Origin of the sequence: Fluviicola taffensis DSM 16823 (assembly GCF_943372375.1) — a bacterium.
In the GTDB taxonomy this organism is placed as follows: domain Bacteria; phylum Bacteroidota; class Bacteroidia; order Flavobacteriales_D; family Crocinitomicaceae; genus Fluviicola; species Fluviicola taffensis_A.
Genome location: NZ_CALRYJ010000017.1, coordinates 12,235 through 35,952 on the forward strand (window position 1 = coordinate 12,235; position 23,718 = coordinate 35,952).

The window sequence follows — 23,718 nt, forward strand, 5'->3', positions numbered from 1 at the left end:
TGTATTTAGGTTATGTGATTCATTTTATCTAAAAAGAAATTGTAATAAAATTAGCGAGTATTCAATTTACAATTTCACTTTAATCATTTCCGTCTCCCCGTCCCACTCATCGGGATCTTTGTATTTCAGAATCAGCTTTTCTCCGCTTTCAAATTCCAATGTGATCTCGCTGTCTTTACAGTAAACGGATTTCAACACCTGATTTTCAACTTCGAACTTTTTGCCGTAATCAGGATAGGTATATGCCTCATCATCCGTGTCAATCTCGCCCCAGTTTTCCCAAACACCAAAACAGGATTCCAGAAAGTATTGCGACCAACTGATTCCTTCCATTTTAATATAAACCAGAATTGGTCCTCCTTCCGGATTATCCGGGTTTTCCACTCCTATCAACTGTTCGAGTTTTTTTCCTTTGGCACTTTTCACCTTGAAATCGATATCCTGGAACATCCGTCCTGCTGCGGGTTTACTCATTTATTTAATTGCTTATGGTTACTGCTAATGTACTTCTCTTTCAGCTTTCCGTAATCAATTTTAGAAAAATGTCTGAGGTCTTTGGGTAATTTGCCAACTACCACTTTATCCACAAAGGGGAATTTCTTTAAGAGGAAATCAGTTCCTTTGGAAGCATCTTTCAATTCAACAAACAAAACAACCAATTCGCTTATTTTCAAAACAGTACCCACACTTACTTCACTTAGTTGTTTCATTTCATATTCTAAAATGAACGGAGAATAAACAACCTTGTTCTTTTCAAAGACATTTCCAGCCCTTCCAGTCAAATAAAGCATGCCTTCTTTATCAACAAACCCACTGTCTCCTGTTCTATGCCAGCATTTTCCATCGACCCGAATCTTGTTTCTCAGTACTGCTTCTTCGTTGTCCAAATAACTTTCCAAAACATGAGATCCCGCAACACAAATCTCTCCTGTTTCACCGACTTTCAACTTCATTTCTTCCAATTCTTTCGCCGAATTCACACTGATCGCATGATCCGTAATTGGCAAAATGATTAGCTCCGTTGTTCGATGAACAGAACCAACACACAATCCCTTTTTCTGATCCGGATTTTCTTCTCTCACCGATTTTGCAGCAATTGCACTGATCGGTTCTGCTTCGGTGGAACCATAAACTACGGTTACTTCTGCATCCGGAAATCCATCTACGAGCAGTGCTGCTTCATCCGGAAAAACAGGTGCACCACCGATAAAGACTTTCTTTAAATTCGGAATTGAAATCTTATTTTTAGCACAATATTCAGCAACTCGAATGGCAAAATAAGGAGACGAAACCAACCTGTTCACCTTTTCATCCTGCATCAGTTTCACCATAATTTGCGGTTTCATTTTCTGTGCTTTTTTTGATTTAAAAGGTGCAATTACGGATGTGCAACCCGCTCCGAGATTGATCAGTAACACAATGGGCAGAACGGGCATGTCGATTTCTCCTTCCTCCGGTTGAATTTTCTCAACCAGCGCTTCAAACTGACTTTTCAAGTGCGAATGGCTGCGAATAGCTGCTTTCGGAATCCCGGTACTTCCGGTAGTAAAAGTGATCAAAGCCAGATCGCTTGCTGTTGTTGCGGTTTTGTTATAGGAAAGTCCTTTTTTGTAATTCAAACCCAACTTGATGGGCGTTTTCCGTACTTCTTTCGATAAAACAGAAAGCAAAGTCACTTTCCAGCCTCCAATCAAGGCTTTGCAATCTGCCAATTGAAAACAAACCTCCAACCGTTCCCTGCTCACCCATTCATCCAGAAAAAGGACCACAGCTCCCAAATCGAATAGAGCCAAAACGGTTCGGTACAAGTCAATTCCCATGGGAATAAAAACAAGGACTTTATCCCCTTTCTCAATTCCTTTCGATTGAAAATAGGCTGCTGTTTGCCTCACTTCATTAGCCAATTCACCATAGGTAATACGCGATTTCCCGTCTACAATTGCACATTGTCCGGGTGATTTTTCCGCATGCGAGAAGAATAAATCCGTAACGTTACCCCTTTCCATTTCCAATCGATTTTGCATACAACACATACTCTTTGTAGGGCTGTGAGTTGAAATTTTCCGAAATTTCCGTTGAAGTTGCATCGTAAATCATGAATGCGTGAATGGCATCTTCCATTCCGTCTTCCACTGCCCGTTTCATAATCTCAAGCGCAACTAAATGTCCGGCTCCGGTATATTCTTTTCCAAATTTACGAGCTACGGTCTTGTAAACAAGCTGCTTTTTGGTTGTTTCCAGGTGATTCTGAAAAGCGAATACAAAGGCAATCAATTCACCCTTCATTTCAGCAAGAAGGACATAGCGTGTGCCCAGCTGACGAATAATAGCGGCATATTTCCGGTGAAATGTTTCCCGGGAAATCGAAGTATACAAGGTATTGCGCTCAAAAGCCGCTTTTACCAACGGAAAGAGTTTCTCCAATTCTTCGTCAAGCCGCGAAACATCCAGTTCACGAATAATTAGGTTACTTAAATGCGAATCCTGAATTTTATGTGCAACCTTCTCATTTCTGGTAGTTATACCCTGTTCTATCCGGCTTTGATAATTCAAAATCACTTCAAATCCACACTCCTTAAACAACTCATTGTAATACAAAGGATGAAAGGTTTCCGAGAGAAAAAGCGGATGATCTTGGTGTGTGCTGAATCGGTAATTGTCCCAGGTTGAGCCGTTCATTGGTCCAAGCAGGTAACTGAAACCATTTTCTTCCGCCCACAATTCGGCTTGTTTGAACAGTGTTTCGGCAATCTCAGCATTATTTATGCATTCAAAATTTCCCACACAGCATGCTTTTTTACCTTTCCAGTACAGTTCCGGGTTATCATAAAATGCTAATCGACCTAAGGGAATTCCATTTTCAGTTACCACACAGCAACCTGTCAAAAATTCCAAACTCAACTCGTCAGGCTGATTCAACCCAACACTTCCGGCTTCATAAACATGCTTCTTTACCTCCGCAAATAGATAAAATTCCGCATCCGAAGGAAGGAACACCTGTATTTTCATACTCATATTGAAGCGAATAAACTCAATAATAAAACAACCGAAAGTGGAATTGTCAGATTATCCGACCCTTTTCCACTCACGGATTCAACCAATGTTGCGCCCAAAGAAACCAGGATCAATTGGTAGATCTGTTCCAATGATATTTCCTTATTGAACGACAGACAAAGCCCTGTCAGAATGACCAAAGCACTTCCGAAAAATGCCGAACAGCCCATCAGTGTTTTGCTATCTTTTCTAAGTGTGAATTTTCCCTTAGGCCAACGTTTCCCAAACAAAGCCGCCATTGGATCTGCAATTGCCAAAACAAGAATCGGGGCGTAAAAGAACATCCGATCGAAATCCTGATATTCATACACCAAAAAGCAGGAATAAACGGATAAAGGGTACAAAATACTTCCGTGTGATTCTCTGTCGATCGCATTGATAGAAGGCAGAAACTTATATTTCAAGCTCAACAAAAGGATGACAGCAAATGAAGCGCAAAGCACCAATACCGACCAGGAACTCGTTAGAAAAACCGGGAACAGCAAAGTTAAAACCCCCGTCCCAAAATGCACCAATTTTCGGGTATGCTCCACTTTCACGGAAGTTGTCCGATGAATGAGCTCACTCACCCCGAACAATCCTAGAAAACATGCTGAAAGCCATGTCATGGCAAATAAATCGTTTGTCATAATTTTTGATCTAAGTGAAATTGTTGATAGAAAAATCCTTTATCCACAGCACTCAATTCTTTTGAAAGCTGTTCGTGATTCTTTACTTCTTTGCTGAAACTACCGGCAATGGAACGTGTTACCATTAAATTCCAGTACGCTATTTTTCCGCCTGAATTCAATCCGTTCAAAAGTCCTTTTGCAACGGTTTCAAACAGTTCCGGTGACATGTATTCAAAAATATTCGACAAATTCATGTAATCGAACGTTCCGTATTGCGCAATTGCATCTTCGGCAAATCCTTGAAAAACGTGAATCTTATCCAAATTCGCTTTTACTTTTTCGTAATTGTGCGGCTCTAAATAATGTGGAAGCAGGTTGCCAAAATTGCCAGTCAGATTGTAATTCAGGATAAAATTTCGCTGGGCAGATTTACTTTTCAGGTAAACGGATGTTTTGTTATAGATCGTTTTTCCCACATGCACATCCACTTGTTTCAGAAACTCAGGATCACGACCATAACGGCCCATGATTTTTTTGCTGAAAAACAGTTTGAACAGGAATCTCCAGCGCCAGTTGTTCCATTTTTTATTGAAATACTTTTCCTGTTCTTCTTTCGTTTTTTCGGCAAGCAATGCTGCAACACGCTTTTTGGTATGAATCCACGGTAAAATTTTATCTGCAAAGAACTGAAAATAGCGTTCAAATTTTCCTTCGTGAATAATTCCATTCAACAGCTGGTCCCGATGACCATCCCAATAAGACTGCGTTTTCGCTGATAAGTTCGGACGGATTAAGTTATAAAGCTCCATCCTGTTATTACATGGTTTAAAACCCAAAAACCGCACTACCTCCTCGTATTTCAACTTTCGTATTGCTTCGCGTTTCAATTCCACCAAAAAAAGCTGATTTTGGTTTACATCCACGGCCACCACCAATTCGGGATTCGAAACCAATAACGAAAAGCTATTATCTCCTGCCGAAGCAATCGACAAAAAGCGTTTGTTCTCTTCCGGATTTAATCCTTTCAGGAGCACATCCGCATCTTCCCAGCAATTCGCATAGCGAATCATTTCGAATGAGACTTTATCTGTTAATTTCTTCATTTGACTTCCCAATAACTTTAATAAACCCCGTGCTTCCATCCATTTCAACCATATCTCCGGTTTTCAAGGTTCGAAGCAAACCGGTAACACCAACGATACACGGAATCCCCATTTCGCGGGAAACAATTGCCGAATGACTCAGTAAACTTCCGCGTTCAACAATAATTGCCGAGGCTGTCGGAAATAAGGTCACCCAACCCGGATCCGTACTCGATGTGACCAAAATAGAACCGTTCAAAGTCGCAATATCTTTCGGGTTTTTCACCACTTGTACGCGCGCAGTAACTCTTCCCGGACAACACCCGATTCCCTTCAAATCACCTTTCAGTTGTTCCACTTTTTCTGTGCTAAAGAAATCGTTTGCATGGTAAACTGCTCCGTAACTTGCAAAACGTTCTGCGGGAGCTTCCATTTCTTCGTATTCTTCAAACTCGGATTTTCGCAGAGCAACCAATTTCCTGAGATCCCGGGTCACTGCTCTTCCCTGAATGAACTGCATGATTTCTTCTTTCGTCAGGTAGAAAATATCCCGGTCGTTGTCCAAAATTCCTTCCGCATAAAAACGAATGCCCATTGCCGAGAACAATTCACGGACAATACCAAAAGCACGCGTTCGTTCGTAACGCAGGTTTTCTCTGGAAGAAACCAACTCCCTTGTTTTTCGAAGCGTTTTATTGAATAAGTATTTTCGGTAGAATTTTCTGCCAAGCAATGCATTCACTTCCTTTTCTGCTTTGGAACGGATTTCTTCCTCCGTATTTCCGGATCGTATATTTTCCGTAATCCCGTTTTGCACGTAAGTTTTCACGATATCAATAAACAAAGTCGGATCCTGTGTGTACGAAATGGTTTCCAATTTCAACTCCCCGATGCAGCGTTCCCCAAAATCAGCAATATAACGGACGATTTCATCATAAAGGTGTTTCATTTCATTCGATGGACTTTGATTCGTTTTAAACTCCTGCCAAATCTCTTTTGAGGACAATTCCACGAATAGTTTCTTCAGTTGCGGTGATTGAGAAATCTCAGAAGACAATGCAATGGTCCGGTGAATAGGCTGAGTAGAAATAATATCTGCACTTCCACAAAGTAAATCATTGTGAATATTCGGATTTGAGCTTTTCAATTTCTTTTCACAGGCACTTTGAAGTCTTCCGAACCAAATCATCGCAAAGAAATCGTTCAGCAAGGGAGCTTTCCACTCGTTTAGCAGGGTCGTTTCGAAATCCAGATACAACTGTAGCAATTCATTGGCACTTTTTTCGCTGAAATCGATGGATTTGTAGTTGGCAATGGTTTCATTCAGTAAGACCCCGAATTCCTTCCGCTTACGGGGAAGGGAGAAATAACGCGATGTCATTTTGAATACCATTTTCACAATTCTCCACCAAGCCAGACGTTTTGAAGCAATGTAAGATTGCGGAACATCGAATCGTTCTTTTACGCCCATCATTTTTTCCATGAAACGCGCATTGATGCTATACCCGGGAAGCAGCGCCAACATCAAATACCAGGTCTTCAGATTGTAATACACGCGACCGTTGATCAATCCTAGCGTATTTTCAAAAACTCCTTTATTCTGTTCGATTATTTTCTTGTCTACGCCCAAATATTCGCAGAACAAGCGGTATGCTCCTTCGTATGATTTGCTGATAAAGGAAAAAGTCAAAGGGGTGGTAACTCCGGGATAGGATTCAATGATGTTACTATTATCCCAAAGCACGTAGGCATCGTTCTTATCCGCAACTTTTGCCAGGGAAGTAATTGGTCGGGATTGAAGTAAATACAATTTGCGATTATAAAATGCGAACTCAATATCTTGTGGTTTATGGAAATGTCTGCCTAGCTTTTTCACCAATTTTTGCACTTCCAAAATTTGCTCTTTATAAAGCACTTGTTTCTTTCTTTTCTTTTCGGCAAGTTCTTCTTTCACAATACCAGATTGACCTGCTACATTCATTTGAAACACATGTGTTTTGTCGGCAATTTCAGCATGAATCTCTGAATCAACCAAATAATTATCTGCGTCCAATTCCCCTGAAACCAATCCTTCACCCAAACCGTATACGGCACTGATCAATTGCTGTTTTCGGTTTCCTGTTACCGGATTTACTCCAAAAGCAACACCTGAACTTTCAGCCGGAATCATGACCTGAATAATAATTCCCAATCCGGAAGGATGATTCAATCCGTTTTTTTCGCAGTATACCTGAACACGTTCAGCAAATGAAGAGTGCCGTACTTCCTGGATATTTTCTTCCAGCTGGTCTTTTCGAACGAATAATTTGGTTTCGAATAATCCAGCAAAGGAAAAATCACCACCGTCTTCGTCCAATGCTGAAGAACGTACTGCCAAAAAATCGGAATCGGAAAAGTGTGAACGGATTTCATCCAATAAATCCGAAGGAAGCTGCAAATTTCCTGCTTCATCTGAAAAGGTTTTCATTGTTTCCCTTGAAAGCACTATCCAATAAGGCACATTGAGTCCCAAATGCGATAGTTCGGCCAAATTCCTGGCTTTTCCGCCAATCGAATGGTCTGTTTTATTTCGCAGAATTTCTGCTGTCAGTATTCTATTCATGGCAGTAACTGTTGGATCATCGGAATCGCACCAAGCGACAAATACATCAAGATTGTCCACAAAGCGGAAGTATATTCCATCATTTTCGCGCGTTTTTCAGTGATTTTGTTCAAAGAGAGCCAGGCAGGTATTGAGCATACAATAAAGATCCCTCCGAAAAGGAAATACGCGATCATTCCGTAGCCAACAAAATAAACAGCTCCTAAACTACAAACCAGCGTGATGGTCAGAATTCCTAACCAAAGGAATAGCGCTTTTTTCAATCCCAGCATGGATGAATACGTCAGTACTCCTACCTGCTCGTTGTCCGGCATTCTGATCTTGCGTCCGATTTCCAATACCATTCCATTGAAATAAGAAACAAGGAAAAACAAGCCCAATCCCAGTGATGGTATTGCATTCTCCAGAGCCCAATCCAACCCGCTTGCCAGGATATCGATGAGTGGAATAATGAACATGTGCGATGTAACATACCAAAATTGATGTTTCTTCAACCACTTCGGAATGAAAAACTCTTTCCCCATCAAACAGAGATACAACAGAACTACCAGCCAAATAACCAGCAATTTCGGAAAGAAGATCAAAATTACCGCAAATTGAGCAAGAACAACGATAACACCTAAAATCAGAAGCTCTTTCAACGAAACCAAACCTCGCGGAACAGGAAGTTCTTTCCGGTAGCTTGCGTCATCTTCCGCATCTTTAAACTCGTCAAAAATGCGAACCAGTAAGAAAAAGGAAACGGTTATAAAAACACCTAACCCATAGGTCGACCATGGAACAAATCCAGCTGCTCCACGACAAATACGTGAATATGCAATAGCTGAAAAACTAAAACTTGCAACCAACAAACCGTGTCCCAAAATGGGGAATCGCTCTTTTTGGTAGCGGTAGAAACGCCAGAGAAAGGATTTTCCCTTTTCTTCCGGTTTCGAATAATCACTTTGTTTAAAATCCATTGAACTGAAGTAATTGAGAGATACAATAATAGCCGGACAAAGCGAAAATAAAGCTGTCAAAACGATCCAATACTCCACCATGTTGCGGAATTAGATTGCTGTAATCTTTTTCACCACAAACCCGCTTAAAAAGTGACGCAAGAATATCTCCTCCGAATGCAAACAAACTGATCAGAACTCCGAAAAGGAGCACTTTCAGCAGGTCAACACCCTCGATTTCAGCAACATTCATCATGTAATAAAACGACGTTGCAACTGTAATCAGGAAAGCTCCGATAAATCCACCAACGGTTTTATTCGGGCTCCATCCCGGGGTGATTTGTCGTTTACCAAACAATTGCCCGATAATCTGAGCAAATCCGTCGAAGCAAAAAACCAGGGTATAAACGTATCCTGCTTCGTATGCATTTAATTGGCCGGAGGCCACTACAAAAACACTCATGACAACCAGGAACGGAATTCCGAAATAAAATCTGTTCTTTATACCGGTATGCAAGAACATGCGTACAAATTCAAATGCAGCAATAGCTGAAATAATCCATGAAAGCAGGTAAAACAGGGAAAAATGAATGCTCAAAATCACCACATTGACGATCAAAAGATACCAGACATATTTTATCCACCTGTTCTTTCGATCAGTTGCAGTTTGTGTTTTCTTTTTATTGATCAAACCAATCGCCACGATACCAATCACAAAGTAAACAGCTACAAGCGGGTAAATACTACTGAGCATCGGCGTTTTGCTTTAGGTGGACAAAGGTTTTTACATTCGACTGCAATTCTTTCAGATACAGGATACAAATCAATTCTTCCAAATAAGCAATCGAGCTGAACGCAATCATGAAATAGAAATACGGCGGATAATTCCCAAAATTGAAGAATGTGAAAATGAAAATTCCCTGTAGGTATCCCGTTATTTTATTACTGTATAAATGCAGACTCGGACTACGTTTGAATTTCACCAGCGAAATCGCCTGCGGAATAATATACAAACTCATCATCACGATAAACCAGGATTTGTATTCCGTAATGAAGTCGAAATGAAACCAGAACATTCCTGAAAATGCACCAATGTATGTCCCGATATCCGCTATACTGTCCAATCGCGCACCGAACTCTGTTTGTAAATTGAAGCGACGTGCAATGAATCCATCCAAAATATCTGAGATCAAATTCACTGTCAACAGAATAATGAACAGCTGATCCTTGTTGGAAAACAACGCATAGAAGATTACCGGAAGAACCAGGATACGATAAGCCGACAGCATGTTTGGAATATTCCGGATACTTTTCTCCTTCCCCATCTTTACTTTTTTCGTCCTAAATTTTGATGCGCACTGGCAAAATGCCCGGCTGAAAGTGCAGCTGCAATGGAAAGTTCTCCGGCTAAAACCAACGCTCCGCAGATTTCAGCGAACTTTCTTGAGTTTCCAGTCCCAAAACAATCCATCAATTCCAAACATTCGCGTTGAGTAGGCAAAGCTGTTCCTCCACCAACTGTTCCAACAATCAGATTTGGAAGTGTTACACTGCAATACAATGCTCCGTTTTCCTTTTCTTCCATACGGGTAATTCCGGTTGCTGCTTCTGCCACACATGCTGCATCTTGTCCGGTTGCAATGAATAATGCCGCCAAACCATTCGCATAATGCCCCTGAGCACCGATAGCGCCACTTTGTATAATTCCAATCGTAGATGATCGCCAATAATCAGCCATTGCACGGGCAGTTGTTTTCAAAACACCCTGAATAATTTCTGCCGGGAGCACGATTTCGGTTGTTACTTTCTTTCCCCGTACCGTTGAAAAAGATTGTGCTGTTGCTTTCTTGTCTCCTGAATAATTTCCTTCCAAAAACCACATTTCCGGTTGAATCGGTGTGTTCTCGATGATGTACTTACAAATTTTATCGGTGCAAATAGTTACCATGTTTTGTCCGGATGCATCCCCAGTGTGGAATTCGAAAGTCAGGATCAGGTGATTTCCTTCGATATTGGAACGCATGTCTTCCAGTTTGGCAAAGCGACTACTTTCTTCAGTAATCTCACAGAATTTATCAACTTGAGAAAGCACCCAAACAACAAACTGTCCTAAGTCTCCAAGATGATGAAATTTAAACAAAGGACTTCTTTGAACACCTTCTACCAAACAAACAGAAGTAGCTCCTCCCGCAAGTAAACACGCTTTCGCACCGCGGTGGTAGGAAGCAACCAATGCACCTTCCGAAGTTGCCAGCGGGACAAAAAAGTCGCCTTTCGCTGCCGAACCGATAACACGTATTGGTCCTATTACACCCGTTGGAATTTGCGACATACCGATGAAATTCTCAATATTCCCCTCCAATTTATTGAGATCAGAAAACGGTTCTTTTCCTGTAAGGACGGGAAGTTTCATTCCTGTTTGTTCTTCCAGGAAAACTCTTCGCAACAGGGTGCTTTCCTCACTGACTTTTAACTCGATCGGTAAACGGTCGTCTTTTGCGTCGGTTATTGTCTTGTCTGTTATTGATTTTACAATATTATCAACCGTTTGAACAGCTTGCAGAATGTGCAACGCTTTGGTCGATTTTTGATTCGATGATGCCATAAGCCCGATTTCAGTTTTGCAAAGGAAAATTCCTTTTGGTTTCTGATCAAAGGAACAGATTCATCATCGAATGCGAGTTGCGATTTTCCGTACTCGTTGTTCTGAAGGTAATACTTTAACACATTTTGTGTAAAATACAGGGAATACGAACAAGTTAAAAAGCTTAAGGGTTTTTAAGCATATTTACTTCCAGTATCGTAAGTCTCAATCACTTTGATCATCTCATCCAGCTGTTTTCTTCCGAAATTGGGAAGTTCACTGTAATTGGCAATCTTCACGTAGGAATCTACATCTTTATTGGCTTTGATCTTCTTGATTTCCTCTTTCAATAACTCGAATTCCTTTTTACCTTCCAATTGAATGTACAAATTCGTATAGACCTTGTAGCTACCGCTATTCAGTTGGTCGAAATGTGTGGAGAATAGTGCCAGATAATGATTCAAATAACCTTTCGGGTATTTTTCCTCGAGTTGTTCCGCCATGGTATAATCGAACTGGAACCGGTATTCTGCTGCAATGCATTCAAAAATACAAGTTGGAAGAAAGAAAATAAAGTGTTTCAATTTGGTTGATTTCAATGATTCATTGACCACCACTTTATCTTCCGGAAAATCAGTTCTCCAAGTGGAACCCGGCAATTCATAAAATTTACCCCATGGCAAATCCTCGTTTTTGAATCTGAATTTACCCGACTCGTATTCTTCTTGGGTAATCGGTTCCAATTTATAGGCATGTACATCATTGAACCGGATGATTCCCTTGTCTCCTTCATCAATATGAGGAAAGAGATTGGGATTCAAGTAAAAGTTTAATTCAACTGTGTTTTGGTCAACAGAAACAACAGGTTCTGAACTTCTGGAATCTGCATTCCAATTTTTATTTAGTTTGATATATTTCACACTGCTAATTTAAGAGTAAGATTGATAGAAGAATCAGGAAACTTTCGGCACTTTGCGTCGCATGACAATTGCCGTAATCAGTGTAAATAGAATTCCCATCGGAAGGATTTCCATATAGGTCATCGCAGCATTGAAGAATGGATTCCGGTACATCACCATAAACTCCTTCATTTCGGTGGTTTGTTTTGCAATTTCAGCTGCACTCGCACCACTTGCTATTAATTCCTTATTCATACATTCTGCATAAACCTCCATAAAGTTTGAACCGGAAGTGTAATAATAGATCAACCAAGTAACCACATAAACCGTTGATGCCAGCAAGGCGATTAAAATCCCAACCTTAAATGCCTTCCCAAAAGTAATGACTCCGCCATTGTACTTATCCCGATAATTCTTCACTCCAATGACTAAAAACACGTTCGCAATAATCATCGAAGTATAGCCCAGAATCATTCCCAAACTCATGTGAGTTCCAAAATCAAGGAATGTCATCGCTATCAAGAACCAAAGGACACTAATCACACCAGAGATCGATCCAAAAACCAATACATTTCTTTTCATATTTTATCATTTAACATTTCGACAAAAGTGAGGTTCTATGCGGTTTTATCACTCATACTTTCGGGTGATTTTACGATTAAAGCGGAATTATTCCAATTCGCTTCGCCACTTCAACGGCTTGTGTCCGGCGGCTAACCTCCAACTTTTCAAAGAGTTTCGAGCTATGGGTCTTAATCGTATTCAAGGAAACAAATAAGCGTGCTGCAATTTCATTGTTACTCAGTCCTTGCGCCATTAATTCCAGAACCTCTAATTCACGCTTACTAATTCCCAATTCATCCAACACTTTTTCATTCCGGACAAAGTTTTCAGATTGGTCCACATAAACTGTTTTCTCTACCAAAACAGTTTTGGGTTTGGACAGGTGTTTTGCCAACCAAATTCCAAGAACCATGAAGATGATGGCAATAGCTGCTGCATACAATTCGGTAGCATGATCCAGAATCAATAAGCGAAACTCGAGCCAACGCATCAGGAAAAGCAATCCTGCGAGCGAAAGCCCGTAAAGCAAAATGATCTTATATGAGCCAAATAGCTTTTGAAACATCGTTTTTCCCTGAATGGTAAATATAAACTAAATCAATTTGAAACGGAATCATTTGGTCTCCCTGAAATCGTATGATCGACATCCTTATATAACGATATTCGAATATCCCAATATTGCGATGTTCAAATATCCCGATCTACAATTTCATAAGGTAATTCAACCAAATTCTTTGTTTGAGTAAATTCGATTTGTGCTAGCAATAAAGCAGCTACGAAAGAAAACACCGCAAAAACAAAAACTTTTATCAGTCCTTATTTTTCCTTTCGTGTACTGAAAGATACACCGCACTAAATATCAATCCCACCGCCCCGATTGCAAATCCCTCATATTTTCTTTCATTTATAAAAGAAACAAATGAAATTATTCCCAAAAACAAGAGTACCAATTTAAGACCTTTCCCGAAGATGAATTCTGTGAAATCTTTTATAAAGTTATTCATGCGTTTTAAGTTTGGTTAATAACGAATTAAAAAATTCTAAACAAACAACAAGATCAATGTCAAAACTATCCCTGCTAAAGAATACAGCAGACCAGCTTTAAAAATTTTCGTTTTGGGTAAATACATCCAGAACGCAGAGATTACAAAGAATAAAAGGGCTACCCCAAAGAAAATATTCAACCAGTAAAGCGGATCATCCGTACTTGCTTTATGCAAATGAGTCATCTTATCCAGGATGTAAGGTAATTCCATCGATTTCAGATGCGCCACACCGGTTTTCTTATTGTAATCCCCATTTTTGAAATAAATGAAATCCCCCTCTTCCTTCTCAAATTGATACCTACGCATGTCCAGTGCCTTGCCCAGGTTTTCATTTTTGACATTCGGAGCGATTTTGACTTCCTCAATATGTTCACTTTTGAGAAAATCGGTATCGCGAAAAATCAATACAATTCCACTGATTGCATAAACAGCCATGATTCCGGCCAGGAAAAAACCAAGGTATCTGTGAAGAACACGCATGGAGAGTTTTGAGTTATTCATGCGGTAAAAATAATGATTCAATTGAATCTTTCTTTCACTAAAAAGAGTGATTTTGCATAAAAAACACACTATAGATTTAACCGCAAAGAATAGAAGAGCGCAAAGGAAGAACGCTATCAAACTTTGCGTCTCTGACTCTTTGCGGTTAAATATCCTTACAAGTCTTTTGGTTTAAATGCTTCATCAATCAGTTCCCTGCTGATCATTACTCCTGCAAGTGTGCCCATCGCAACCACATTTGCAACGGAGCGCATGGGTGTGCAATTATCTCCACTCGCATAAATTCCGGGAATAGTTGTTTTCTGAAATGCATCCACCTGAATGAATCCCTGTTCCGTCAATTCACAACCCAAGTCTTGAGGAATATCGGAATGCTGTACAAAAGGCAACTTGGCATACATGGCTTTGATCTTCGTCGTGCTTCCATCTTTGAAACGTACTTCTTCCATGTACCCATCGGTATGACTGAAGGCTTCCAGTTCTTTTTCAACCAGGTCGATACCATGCTCTTTCAGTTTACTTGTTTGTTCGGTCGTTAAGGTCGATTTCCCATTCGTAAACAAAGTCAACTCTTTTGTCCAATTATGGATCAGTTTTGAAAAATCAAAAGCCATTTCTCCGTTGGCCAAAATCCCCGTTTTTTCATTTCGCACTTCGTAACCATGACAATACGGGCAGTGGATCATCGATATTCCCCAACAGGAATCCGCACCTTCAATTGCCGGCATGATGTCTTTTATCCCTGTTGCAAAGAGGAGTTTTTTAGCTTTAAAGACTTCTCCGGCTTCAGTTGTAATTTCAAATCCGGATCCCGTTTTTTCTCCCCGAACTGCGCGTCCTGAATGGAATGAAACGGTTTCATATTTTGCTACCTGTTCTTTTGCCTTAGTAGCAATTGCTTGTGGTGTTTCACCATCATTCGTAATGAAATTGTGTGAATGCGGAGTTTGAGCATTGCACGGTTTCCCGCTGTCAATGATAAGCACCTGCTTCAATGCTCTTCCCAATGCCATTCCTGCCGAAAGTCCGGAATAACTGCCCCCGATAATGATTACGTCGAAATTGTTGTTTGTCATGTTACTGAAAGTTTGTTTGTACTGCGAATGTACACTTTCAATTTTATTAACGCAACTTTATTGCATTAAAGAATTAACAACTTGAATCAATTTAAGCTAAAATCTGATCGAAAAACTAAATTGATGTGATTGAGTTGCATTTTTTTAAATTTTAGAATCGAGCAACTGCTCATCAAATGAAGGGGTTTTGTACTTCAAGTGCCTAAAAGCCAAATTGGCTGTTTTCAGGTTCATAATCAAAACGATCTCTCCTCCGATTCGAACCACCATGAAAATATAGAGTAATGAACCGGAAAGAAAACCACTAATAAGCGTGAACAGGGAAATCAGGGTACAGAGAGAAAAGACAGAAAACCCCAAGTAAAAAGCCCATGGTTTTCCTCTGCCTACAAACACGGTGCTTAAAATATAGCATCCCAAAATAGCCAGATTGAATACCAGTACTACTAGCTGTTCATCAGCCCATAAGGAGAAAATACCGACTTCTATTGAACCGGCAATGAACGCCAAAACAGATAAGATCAGAAAATAAGTACTTGTTCGCTTCAACTCCTTAACCGGATGTGAAACATTGACCGGACTGTGATATCCGTCAACAATTACATCCAGTGTGATCGGCTTTTCAGATAGTTTAAGCGTAATGAGTCCCAAATCGGAAGGAAATGAAGTTCCCTTATTCAATTTTCCAAATCCATGAACCGAACCGATCAGTTGATCGTTATAATAAACATCAACATCCTTGTAACCACGAGTCCATTGAACCAATAAATATTCGTCTAATCTTTGGGTGATTGGGTATTTTTTTTCGAAATCCATACAGGTGAAAATAAAAAGGTGTTAGATTTTCTGGTTTTATAGTCGCTAAATTAATTCATTTATTCGAGTGTAATTTAATCAATCATAGGTAAGGTCTTTAAAAAGCAGCCAAAAAACAAAGCCGATTAGCACAAAAGCCAATATAATTCCTTGTATGACACTTCCCACAATCAAAATTATTTTTCTAGTCCCCTTGAACTCAATACCAGACGAATTGGTTTTCATCATAAACCATTTGATTGCTTTGTAGGAAAAAATTGACATCAGTGGAATAAGTATCAAAAAACTCATTCCCAAAAAGACCAACATCCCAATTCCTGCTCCCATTGCTGCTTGTAAAAGCATTACGTGTTACTTACCGAACAACTTTTTCCAAAAACCTCCTTTTTCGTCAGAACCGGGATCGGAGAAAATGATAGGTTCGGGAACATTCAGTTCCGAAGTATCACCTGTTAGATTCCGAATTCCACTAAATAAGGGTTGTGCTTCCTTTTGAAGAGGCGTTAACGAGTCCAGCGGATAGAATTTGTCATACGCATCCATTCCAACCGGAAAATTGGTTCGTTCCAACCAAAAAGGTTCTAACAGCTCCGGTGAAGGTTCCATGTTGATCTTATTATCGAAACTATCACGTGCTTTTTGAATGAAATCTGTATCGATATTGGATTGGACTTGTCTAAAGTATTTCACTCCTTTTGCCGGAATATGCAGCAGGAAGATTTGAGTCTTGTCTCCTATTTTATAAATATCCAACACCTTGAAGTAGCTATTGGCATTGATGCAACAATGTCCGAAACGCTCATTCGCAGGGTTCACTTCATACAATTTGGCTGCTTTGGAGGAAGCGATCAGAAAACGTGTATTGAATTTGATTCCGGCGCCTTTCCAACTAACGTCCAGGAAATAACCGTTCCGAAGAATTTGACCCGGTGTGAATTTTTCGGAAACAGCCGGTTTCAAATCACAATCCTTATAATACAAGGTAGCTCCGGAATAGGTCCAGTTGGCAATTTCCTCACTATTTTGAAAAAGTTCGTTTTCTTTCATGTTTTTGATTTCTTTCATCTAATGAATTTCCAAGTTATCAACCATTCGAATCTCTTCATTTCCTTGCTGAGTAAAGCCAAAAGTAGAAACCAGCAAGAATCCGATTAACTGAAAATAGTTCATTTTGATTTGATTTTAAGTTGTTTTCAATTGGTAAATATACTTCTTGCAGGGTAATCAATCATTTCCGAAAAGGCATTCCCTTAAATAAAATGACCCGTGCCACCTACACCCGGCATCTTCATAACTCGTCAATTCATCATTATAACTAACTCTGTAGTTATCTTTTGTTGTACATCCCCAAAAACTTGAAGCATGTGCCAACTCCATCTCAAAATGTTCGATTATCTTCAAATCTTCTGAAGTTAATTCTTTAGTCACCTCATCCCATTTGATACTATAAATGCTATTATTCCTGGAAATGGTAATTGATTCCTGAGTGGAATGAAAGCAACCACGCGATTCCAGATGAATCGAATACGACTCACCATCTTTTAATCGGTCAATAACAGGTACATAATTCTCCTGAGAATAATCCAGACAATTGAAACAGATCATTTGATAATAGATTTTATACTTGTTTATTTTGACTTCAACCCGTTCATCTTGAAGAAAGATGGTTCGGTAAACAATGGTATAAGTTCCCAATTCCAGACCTTTTATCGTTTCATTAAAATCAAAGTGGGAATCAAAAGTTCGATAGTCTTTTCCATCTTTCAGGATTTTTATAGTACCGCCATAAGCGTTATAAGTTGCTAATCTATTTTCTTTTTGATCAAAAAATTGAATATCTAATTCTGCTTTCCTGGATGCGAATGAGGAAAACATATTCACTAGTGACAGTGCAATGACAAGAAGGTATGTTTTCATTGATGGGTCCTGTTTTTTATTTGGTGGTTGAATTGACAAACAAAATTAACAACAATAAATAATGTCTAAAACCTTGTTTTGTTTTTTCGAAAAACCGATGCATGTTCCATCTTCTTCTCCAAGACCGATCCAAAACAACAACCTCTTCTCTTTTTTGCACTCAACATAAGTTGCATAATTTTCAAAATCCTCCGGTTTTGATTGACCAAAAATGCTATATTCTTCAACTCTACTTAAATCATCAAAAGAAGATTTGTCTAATATGTGCTTGGCCTTGCCATACATATACTTTTGCATTTGGAATTCATTCTTTATGAACTCGAGATCGTATCCGTTAATCAGCTCGTGAGTCACAAATTTTTTCTCATAAATTAATTCACCTTCATAAGTGTAAATTCGAAGGACAGATTCTGTACTGTCTATATTTCCTGCAGGCATATAAAACGTAAACCGATCTTTTTTAACCAGACTGGAGAAATGCTCATTGATAGAGTCTTTAAACTCTTTTTTGAGGATTGTGTGGTAATGATAGTATGGATCTTCACTCTCTTCAACAGTCTTATTTATTTTCATCTCTTCCGGTAAAAGACTCTCCTTTTCGACTCTTGGCGAATTAACAGCTTTACTCTCCTTGCGTGACTTCGATTTGTTTTCAACATTCGAATTGCAGGAGATCAGCAATAACACGGTTAAAAAGACAATTATTTGTTTATCCATTTCCTTTCATTCAATACCACTTTTCCATCATATGAGCCTTCCACATTTTTTTAGCAAAATCCCTGAATTCAACCGGACCTTCATTGAATGCCTTGTCAAATTTGTAATCCCCTCCAAGGAATTCTCCGTGGGACGGTTCCACTTTCGTATGTCCACGCAGCGCATATTTTTGATTGCCTTGGTACATGATTATTTTCATATCGACCGGACTGACGTCACTGGTGCAGGTTACAATGTACATCATCCAAACCTCCGCAATCCCATCTCCATTCAAATCTGTGACCTGAAAGGTGTTCTTGACAAAATTCGCTTCAATATCGAACGGACATTCCTTGATGAAATCGTGCACTTTCCAGGTTTGTCGCACACTATCCGGAAATACTAAAAAATGATAGGAATACAAAGCGGCATCCCTGTAATCTTCTGAAGGACCGGATTTACTTTCTTTATCACCTGTTTCTGTTGTAATGACGATATTGTCCCCCGACTGATCTGTCCAACGAACAGCCTGTTTGATCTCACCCGAATAAATGATTCCTTTGGGAAGCTGGGATTTCTCTAGCGTTGTCAATTCGATTTTGCTTTGCGCTGAAACCAGGAATGATCCTAAAAATAAAAAAGCTAAAATTCCTTTTTTCATACTTGTCGTATTTTCTGTTTTTTGAGAACTTCATTTAGAACTCCAGTCAAATTATCGTCGTGCCTCACAAGCGTTGTTATCCAATTAAAAAGCCCAAGTATCAAAAAACCAAAACACCCTGCCCACCACATCTGACTTACAATCCCAAAAAACAATCCTGAGACAAATCCTATAATTATAATCGGAGAGGTATTAAACTCGTAAATAATCATCCTTTTTCCAGTTGATTCTTCTACTTCGATTTTCCCTCGATTGATCCCAACCCACAGATTCCAATTTGCTCCCGGTTTAGAAGAAAAAAAATGAATCTTGAATGTCATCAGGGAATCAGTTTCTGAGTTTATCTTATCCACTCCTTTGCGTTTGAGATTTTCTCTGAAAGCATTGAGAATGGACCTTGTATCAATTTCATCAAAACGTTGATCCAGAGCCCTTCTGTATGTGATTGTAAATGGAAACATCAGTTACTCTTCTCCTTTAATTCATTTGATAATCTTACTCAACACCAGTTTATCTACACTTTGAGAAGCCAATTTATATGCTCCCAAATAATTTCCCAAGGCTTTTTCGCTGTTTATACCTTCATGACGATTGTTTTTTTGACAATTGGACAAGTCTGTCCATTATTTTTTTAATTATTTAATTTTTAGCTCTCAATATACAATTCCAGTCTAGTTTTCTTTCCTGATTTTCTGTGAACGATGATTTCAGATAAATCCAAATCCCCTAAATCGTGTCCCCAGATTCCATATTTCCCATCTGTCGTATTTCTATTAATCACACCTTCCCGTTTTTCAATTGGAATTGTCTTTTCTTTGGCAGAAGCTTCCTCCTCTTTATAAATACGTTTGTACTCTTTACTAATCTTCAAAATGAGTTCTCCCCTGGTAAAACCGGACGGTTTATCTGATTTCAGCGAAATGTTAAATGGCTCATCAACCGGATAATCAATGGTAACATCCACTTCATTTTCCGTCAAGACTATTTCGTTTTTGCCAATCAATTGCTTCAATTCTTGATCTACGTCTTCAATAGAAATCCATGGAATGATTCCGTCGGGAAAAGATTTCAAGTATTCAGGATCATTTGTTTTAATTTCGAAAAGAATCTCAATGATATCCTGCTCATCCAGCAATTCATTATTTATCGGAGGAACAGACGACAATTTTTCACTATTGTTATTTTTTTGTCCACATCCAGTTAAAAGGACACACAACACAAATAGTTTGATGCAAGATTGAATCATTTGAATTAATTTCATTTCTAATTGAATTTACCAGGAATACCCTTTCGACCAATCCAGGAACTTACCGATTTCATCCTTGTGTTCCTTTAACCATTTGGCAACCTCCGCATTGTCACTGGTAGCAAAAGCGATGTATCCAAAGGTCTCAACCAGGTTCTGTTCTTTCATTTCGATGAAATACGGCGCATAATAATCCCAGAAAAATCCTGAATTATCCTTTTTTGATTCGCTTAAGATTGAACAAAGTGTATTGAACTTGCGGATGAATTGTTCAACCTCTGTTTCTTTCTTGTACTTCTTATCAAAATCCATTGCCGATTCCAAAGACAGGAGCATTTCTCCCATCGAAAAATTATCCGGTTTGTTTTTTCCATCCGCGGTAGTGTCTCCCAACGTTCCCGAATCGATTGTAATGGTGACTGATTTCTTTCCCGTCTTTTCAGCACTTCCTTTCATTAATTCTTTCAGGAAGGATAGATTCTCCCCAGCTCTTTTACTGGTTGGTTCAAGGGACAAAAATCTACAATAAGCCAAAATAGCAGGGATTTTCTTGCTTTCCCCATTCACAATCCTTGCAATTCCATTGTGTGAACTTGCATGATTCGGATTCAGTTGCACCGCTTTCTGAAAACATTCCAGGGATTCATCATAATTTTTCATGTGAATCAGTGAAACTCCTTTATTGAAATAAAGCTGGTAATAATCCGGAAAAAGTTTGATTCCATCGTTATACACGTCAATGGACTCGTCCGTTTTCTTTAAACCGTCATACGCATTTCCGTAAGTGACGTAAACCGAATTCAACAGTTGATTTCTCGAATGGTTTTCAATTGCCGCCTCACAGCACGTAATGGATTCTTCGTATTTGTTTTGATAGAGTAAAGTCATTGCTTTTTCTGCCAATGCCAGGAGATTGTTCTTATCCAGTTCCAAAGCTTTGTTGTATTTCGAAACTGCTTTGTCGTATTCACCTTTGTCGTGAAATTCAATTCCTTCACCAACCAATTTCTCGGCTCCTTCTTTATCCTGACTGAATAAAGTGCTTGAAAGTAATGATAGAAGTAGTATTAAAAGTGTTTTTTTCATCTTGTGATTTTTAGATTGACTGGACGAATATAAAGCAAAAAAGGATATGGAATTCACTTCCATATCCTTTTCAATTCAAACGTTTTTTATGATTAAACCAAAACAATAAGCTTGGCTCCTTTACTTTTTCACTATTCTTTGATTTTGCACCTGATTCCCATTATTCAATTGGAGTAAGTAGATCCCTGCATGCAGCTGATTCAAAGATATTGTTCCGTTGTTTTCCAATTCCTGGTCGTGCACTAACTTTCCATTGAGATCAAAAAGTGTCGCCCGACCTTTGAAGTTTTCTATCACTAATAAATCTGTTGCCGGATTTGGATACACATGGACCGATTGTGAGAATTCATTCACACCTAAGGCATTTTCATCAATTAAGGAGAAATTATCTACTGTTAGAAATGAACCTATTCCATCATCCGTTGCGAGATAATTCGAGCCATTCGGATCTCTTCTTACCAGAGAAGGATCTAGTAAGATATGCATCGAATCCGGAACAATTGTCGAATTGATATAGGTAACTATATTAGTGAATGAAGTGTAGTTAGCTGCTCCATTTAAATCCAAAATCCCCGTTCCAATGGTATCTCTATGCATCGTACCTGAATTCCATTTGGTCATAAACACGGAAATCTGAGCTATATCTACGACGGTATCTGTTCCATCAACGACGCTGTTTTCCTCGTATTTGTAAAATCCCTTTAAAGCACCTAATCGTGAAGTATAAGCTGATTTCAGAAGCGCCATATCTTTTGTGTAATAATACCAGGTACTTAGTTTCAGTGCGTAATTTCCATTTTGAGCATCTGTTGCAGGTGAATGATAAAACAATCCAAAGTCGGAAGGCTCTGTAAGCCCCGGATTGAGTAAGAACCAATCAACGGGTCGGTTATCGAAGATGGCGCCGGAATCAACCGGGTTAATCCAATTCTCAAAATCGAGATTCGTCACCTGTGTATTTCCTGTCAACGGCATTGCTGCAAGTGCCAAAAGGAAAAGTTTGTTTTTTATTGTTTTCATAGCCAGATCATTTAAGAGTCAATAAAACAAAACTAAGTGTTTCAGTATCAGATTCCATTATGAAAATACCGTAAAGAGTTGTGAATTTAAGATTGATCTGAATCCTTGCTATTTAGTTCTAAAATCCTCTTCCAGAATGGCATAGAAAAAATTGTCTTTCCATTCTCCCCGGATCGGCAGTTTCTTTCTTTTCCTTCCTTCCCTCGTCATGCCTGCCTTTTCAAGAACCCTGATCGAACCGATATTCTCAACGGCACAACCTGCTTCTATCCGATGTAAGTTCAAATCAACAAAGCAGAATTCCAAAATCCGGGTCAATGCTTCTGTAGCATATCCGTTTCCCCAAAAGTCCTTGTGGAGCTTGTACCAGACTTCTCCGGATTCGTAATTGGGTACTCCCAGGTTCTTCAAACCGATCAATCCGATGAATTTGTCGCTGCATTCAATTTTAAAGGTATACCGGGTTTTGGGCTCCTGTTGTTGACTTTTGAGCCATTCCTTGACCAATTTTTCAGTGACTTCTTTATTTGCAGGAATTCCCAGCGTATTGAACTCATCGGTTTCCGGCAAGGAATGGAGATTGTGAATCAGATCCACATCGTTTAGCTCAATCTCACGAAGGATCAATCGAGTTGTTTTTAAAGTCAGTTCGCTCATCCGGATTGATTTTGAGTCATCATCGGTTTTACGGAACCCAATTTAGTCAGTTGATCTATTACCGCCTTATATAATTCCAACAAAGCGTACAATTGGTCTATATTTTTCACTACCGTTTCCGAAAGATAATAAAGCATGGAACATCCTTCCTGAATCGGTTCGTCAAATACACCTTCCTGATCCATTAACTGAAGATGAATATCATCGTGAGCTAAAATCAGCCGCTTGACTAGCTCATTTGAAAAGAGTGTCTGTACTTTAAACTCATCATTTCCTTTAACCAGGAATCTCCAATCAAAAGATTTGTCTCCTATCTGAATATCCTGAGCACCAAACACCTTCCCAATAACATCTACAAGGTATTGTTTTGTAAGTCTGAACTGAAGATTGTCCGGTGATCTAAACTCCAATCGAACACGTGTGTAATCTCTTGTATAGGAGCTGTGCCCAACAACCTGATACAAGGTGTATTGGTCAAAAATGATTTGATGGTTTGAATACGCTATTTCCACGCTATCGTAATGATGACCTATTCCTACAACATAAGAACCATTGTTTTCGTTGGCAAATTTTCTCCAAACAGATTCGTAATTCTTTCCGAAAATAGAGTGGAAGATTCGTTTAAGATAAGGCATTCATTATTCTTTAAATTACTCGTTCTT

At 39.2% G+C, this 23,718-nt stretch carries 27 protein-coding genes; all 27 read right to left on the reverse strand.

Translation table 11 applies throughout. From position 1 onward, the window contains the following. Positions 1–66 precede the first annotated feature (66 nt). The 27 genes from AAG807_RS18020 to AAG807_RS18150 all read right to left on the reverse strand — a co-directional run bounded on the left by AAG807_RS18020 (position 67) and on the right by AAG807_RS18150 (position 23,691). On the reverse strand, positions 67–474 hold the full coding sequence (locus AAG807_RS18020; protein WP_341906993.1) for a hypothetical protein: 408 nt from the start codon (positions 472–474) through the stop codon (positions 67–69). Beyond that, the gene (locus AAG807_RS18025; protein ID WP_341906996.1) at positions 471–2,006 is read right to left on the reverse strand and encodes an AMP-binding protein; all 1,536 of its coding nucleotides are present in this window, start codon (positions 2,004–2,006) and stop codon (positions 471–473) included. The genes AAG807_RS18020 and AAG807_RS18025 overlap by 4 nt, the downstream gene beginning before the upstream one ends. Further along, on the reverse strand, positions 1,993–3,015 hold the full coding sequence (locus AAG807_RS18030; RefSeq protein ID WP_341906999.1) for a hypothetical protein: 1,023 nt from the start codon (positions 3,013–3,015) through the stop codon (positions 1,993–1,995). The genes AAG807_RS18025 and AAG807_RS18030 overlap by 14 nt, the downstream gene beginning before the upstream one ends. Next, on the reverse strand, positions 3,012–3,683 hold the full coding sequence (locus AAG807_RS18035) for a hypothetical protein (RefSeq protein ID WP_341907002.1): 672 nt from the start codon (positions 3,681–3,683) through the stop codon (positions 3,012–3,014). The genes AAG807_RS18030 and AAG807_RS18035 overlap by 4 nt, the downstream gene beginning before the upstream one ends. After that, positions 3,680–4,768 (reverse strand): DUF3419 family protein, encoded by a 1,089-nt coding sequence (locus tag AAG807_RS18040; protein ID WP_341907005.1) that lies wholly within the window; start codon positions 4,766–4,768, stop codon positions 3,680–3,682. Before AAG807_RS18040 ends, AAG807_RS18035 begins: the two co-directional genes overlap by 4 nt. Further along, positions 4,749–7,349 carry a PEP/pyruvate-binding domain-containing protein gene (locus AAG807_RS18045; RefSeq protein ID WP_341907008.1) on the reverse strand — a complete coding sequence of 867 codons (2,601 nt, stop codon included), beginning with the start codon at positions 7,347–7,349 and terminating at the stop codon, positions 4,749–4,751. Before AAG807_RS18045 ends, AAG807_RS18040 begins: the two co-directional genes overlap by 20 nt. Then, on the reverse strand, positions 7,346–8,308 hold the full coding sequence (locus AAG807_RS18050; protein ID WP_341907011.1) for a UbiA family prenyltransferase: 963 nt from the start codon (positions 8,306–8,308) through the stop codon (positions 7,346–7,348). The genes AAG807_RS18045 and AAG807_RS18050 overlap by 4 nt, the downstream gene beginning before the upstream one ends. Further along, positions 8,298–9,041, reverse strand: a complete 744-nt coding sequence (locus AAG807_RS18055; protein WP_341907014.1) for a phosphatidate cytidylyltransferase — start codon at positions 9,039–9,041, stop codon at positions 8,298–8,300. Before AAG807_RS18055 ends, AAG807_RS18050 begins: the two co-directional genes overlap by 11 nt. Next, entirely contained in the window at positions 9,031–9,612 is a 582-nt protein-coding gene (locus AAG807_RS18060) for a CDP-alcohol phosphatidyltransferase family protein (RefSeq protein WP_341907016.1), read from the reverse strand. The genes AAG807_RS18055 and AAG807_RS18060 overlap by 11 nt, the downstream gene beginning before the upstream one ends. A 2-nt stretch (positions 9,613–9,614) precedes the next feature. Beyond that, a complete protein-coding gene (locus AAG807_RS18065; RefSeq protein ID WP_341907018.1) occupies positions 9,615–10,892 on the reverse strand; it encodes a hydroxymethylglutaryl-CoA reductase in 1,278 nt (425 codons plus the stop codon). A gap of 173 nt (positions 10,893–11,065) precedes the next feature. Continuing rightward, entirely contained in the window at positions 11,066–11,791 is a 726-nt protein-coding gene (locus tag AAG807_RS18070) for a hypothetical protein (protein WP_341907021.1), read from the reverse strand. A 33-nt stretch (positions 11,792–11,824) separates the two neighbouring features. Then, complete coding sequence (locus tag AAG807_RS18075) at positions 11,825–12,352, reverse strand: DUF4199 domain-containing protein (protein ID WP_341907024.1); 528 nt, start codon at positions 12,350–12,352, stop codon at positions 11,825–11,827. Positions 12,353–12,428: 76 nt separating this feature from the next. Next, the gene (locus tag AAG807_RS18080; protein ID WP_341907027.1) at positions 12,429–12,899 is read right to left on the reverse strand and encodes a LuxR C-terminal-related transcriptional regulator; all 471 of its coding nucleotides are present in this window, start codon (positions 12,897–12,899) and stop codon (positions 12,429–12,431) included. Between the two features lie 475 nt (positions 12,900–13,374). After that, the gene (locus AAG807_RS18085) at positions 13,375–13,881 is read right to left on the reverse strand and encodes a hypothetical protein (RefSeq protein WP_341907029.1); all 507 of its coding nucleotides are present in this window, start codon (positions 13,879–13,881) and stop codon (positions 13,375–13,377) included. Between the two features lie 155 nt (positions 13,882–14,036). After that, positions 14,037–14,957, reverse strand: coding sequence for an NAD(P)/FAD-dependent oxidoreductase (locus tag AAG807_RS18090; protein ID WP_341907032.1), 921 nt, complete (start codon positions 14,955–14,957; stop codon positions 14,037–14,039). A gap of 144 nt (positions 14,958–15,101) precedes the next feature. After that, on the reverse strand, positions 15,102–15,773 hold the full coding sequence (locus AAG807_RS18095; RefSeq protein WP_341907035.1) for a hypothetical protein: 672 nt from the start codon (positions 15,771–15,773) through the stop codon (positions 15,102–15,104). A 78-nt stretch (positions 15,774–15,851) separates the two neighbouring features. Then, the gene (locus tag AAG807_RS18100) at positions 15,852–16,118 is read right to left on the reverse strand and encodes a hypothetical protein (protein WP_341907039.1); all 267 of its coding nucleotides are present in this window, start codon (positions 16,116–16,118) and stop codon (positions 15,852–15,854) included. 6 nt (positions 16,119–16,124) lie between these two features. Beyond that, the gene (locus AAG807_RS18105; RefSeq protein WP_341907040.1) at positions 16,125–16,838 is read right to left on the reverse strand and encodes a hypothetical protein; all 714 of its coding nucleotides are present in this window, start codon (positions 16,836–16,838) and stop codon (positions 16,125–16,127) included. Between the two features lie 159 nt (positions 16,839–16,997). Next, positions 16,998–17,690 (reverse strand): hypothetical protein, encoded by a 693-nt coding sequence (locus tag AAG807_RS18110; RefSeq protein WP_341907043.1) that lies wholly within the window; start codon positions 17,688–17,690, stop codon positions 16,998–17,000. Between the two features lie 45 nt (positions 17,691–17,735). Next, entirely contained in the window at positions 17,736–18,407 is a 672-nt protein-coding gene (locus tag AAG807_RS18115) for a hypothetical protein (protein WP_341907045.1), read from the reverse strand. Between the two features lie 10 nt (positions 18,408–18,417). Further along, a complete protein-coding gene (locus AAG807_RS18120; RefSeq protein WP_341907048.1) occupies positions 18,418–19,047 on the reverse strand; it encodes a hypothetical protein in 630 nt (209 codons plus the stop codon). Continuing rightward, positions 19,044–19,367, reverse strand: a complete 324-nt coding sequence (locus AAG807_RS18125; protein ID WP_341907051.1) for a hypothetical protein — start codon at positions 19,365–19,367, stop codon at positions 19,044–19,046. Before AAG807_RS18125 ends, AAG807_RS18120 begins: the two co-directional genes overlap by 4 nt. A 326-nt stretch (positions 19,368–19,693) precedes the next feature. Then, complete coding sequence (locus AAG807_RS18130) at positions 19,694–20,308, reverse strand: hypothetical protein (protein WP_341907053.1); 615 nt, start codon at positions 20,306–20,308, stop codon at positions 19,694–19,696. Between the two features lie 12 nt (positions 20,309–20,320). Continuing rightward, entirely contained in the window at positions 20,321–21,379 is a 1,059-nt protein-coding gene (locus tag AAG807_RS18135; protein ID WP_341907056.1) for a tetratricopeptide repeat protein, read from the reverse strand. Between the two features lie 120 nt (positions 21,380–21,499). Then, positions 21,500–22,399: a T9SS type A sorting domain-containing protein gene (locus AAG807_RS18140; RefSeq protein ID WP_341907059.1), complete on the reverse strand. Its 900-nt coding sequence runs from the start codon at positions 22,397–22,399 to the stop codon at positions 21,500–21,502. 108 nt (positions 22,400–22,507) lie between these two features. Further along, a complete protein-coding gene (locus AAG807_RS18145; RefSeq protein WP_341907061.1) occupies positions 22,508–23,056 on the reverse strand; it encodes a GNAT family protein in 549 nt (182 codons plus the stop codon). Then, positions 23,053–23,691: a hypothetical protein gene (locus AAG807_RS18150; protein ID WP_341907063.1), complete on the reverse strand. Its 639-nt coding sequence runs from the start codon at positions 23,689–23,691 to the stop codon at positions 23,053–23,055. Before AAG807_RS18150 ends, AAG807_RS18145 begins: the two co-directional genes overlap by 4 nt. Positions 23,692–23,718: the final 27 nt, after the last annotated feature.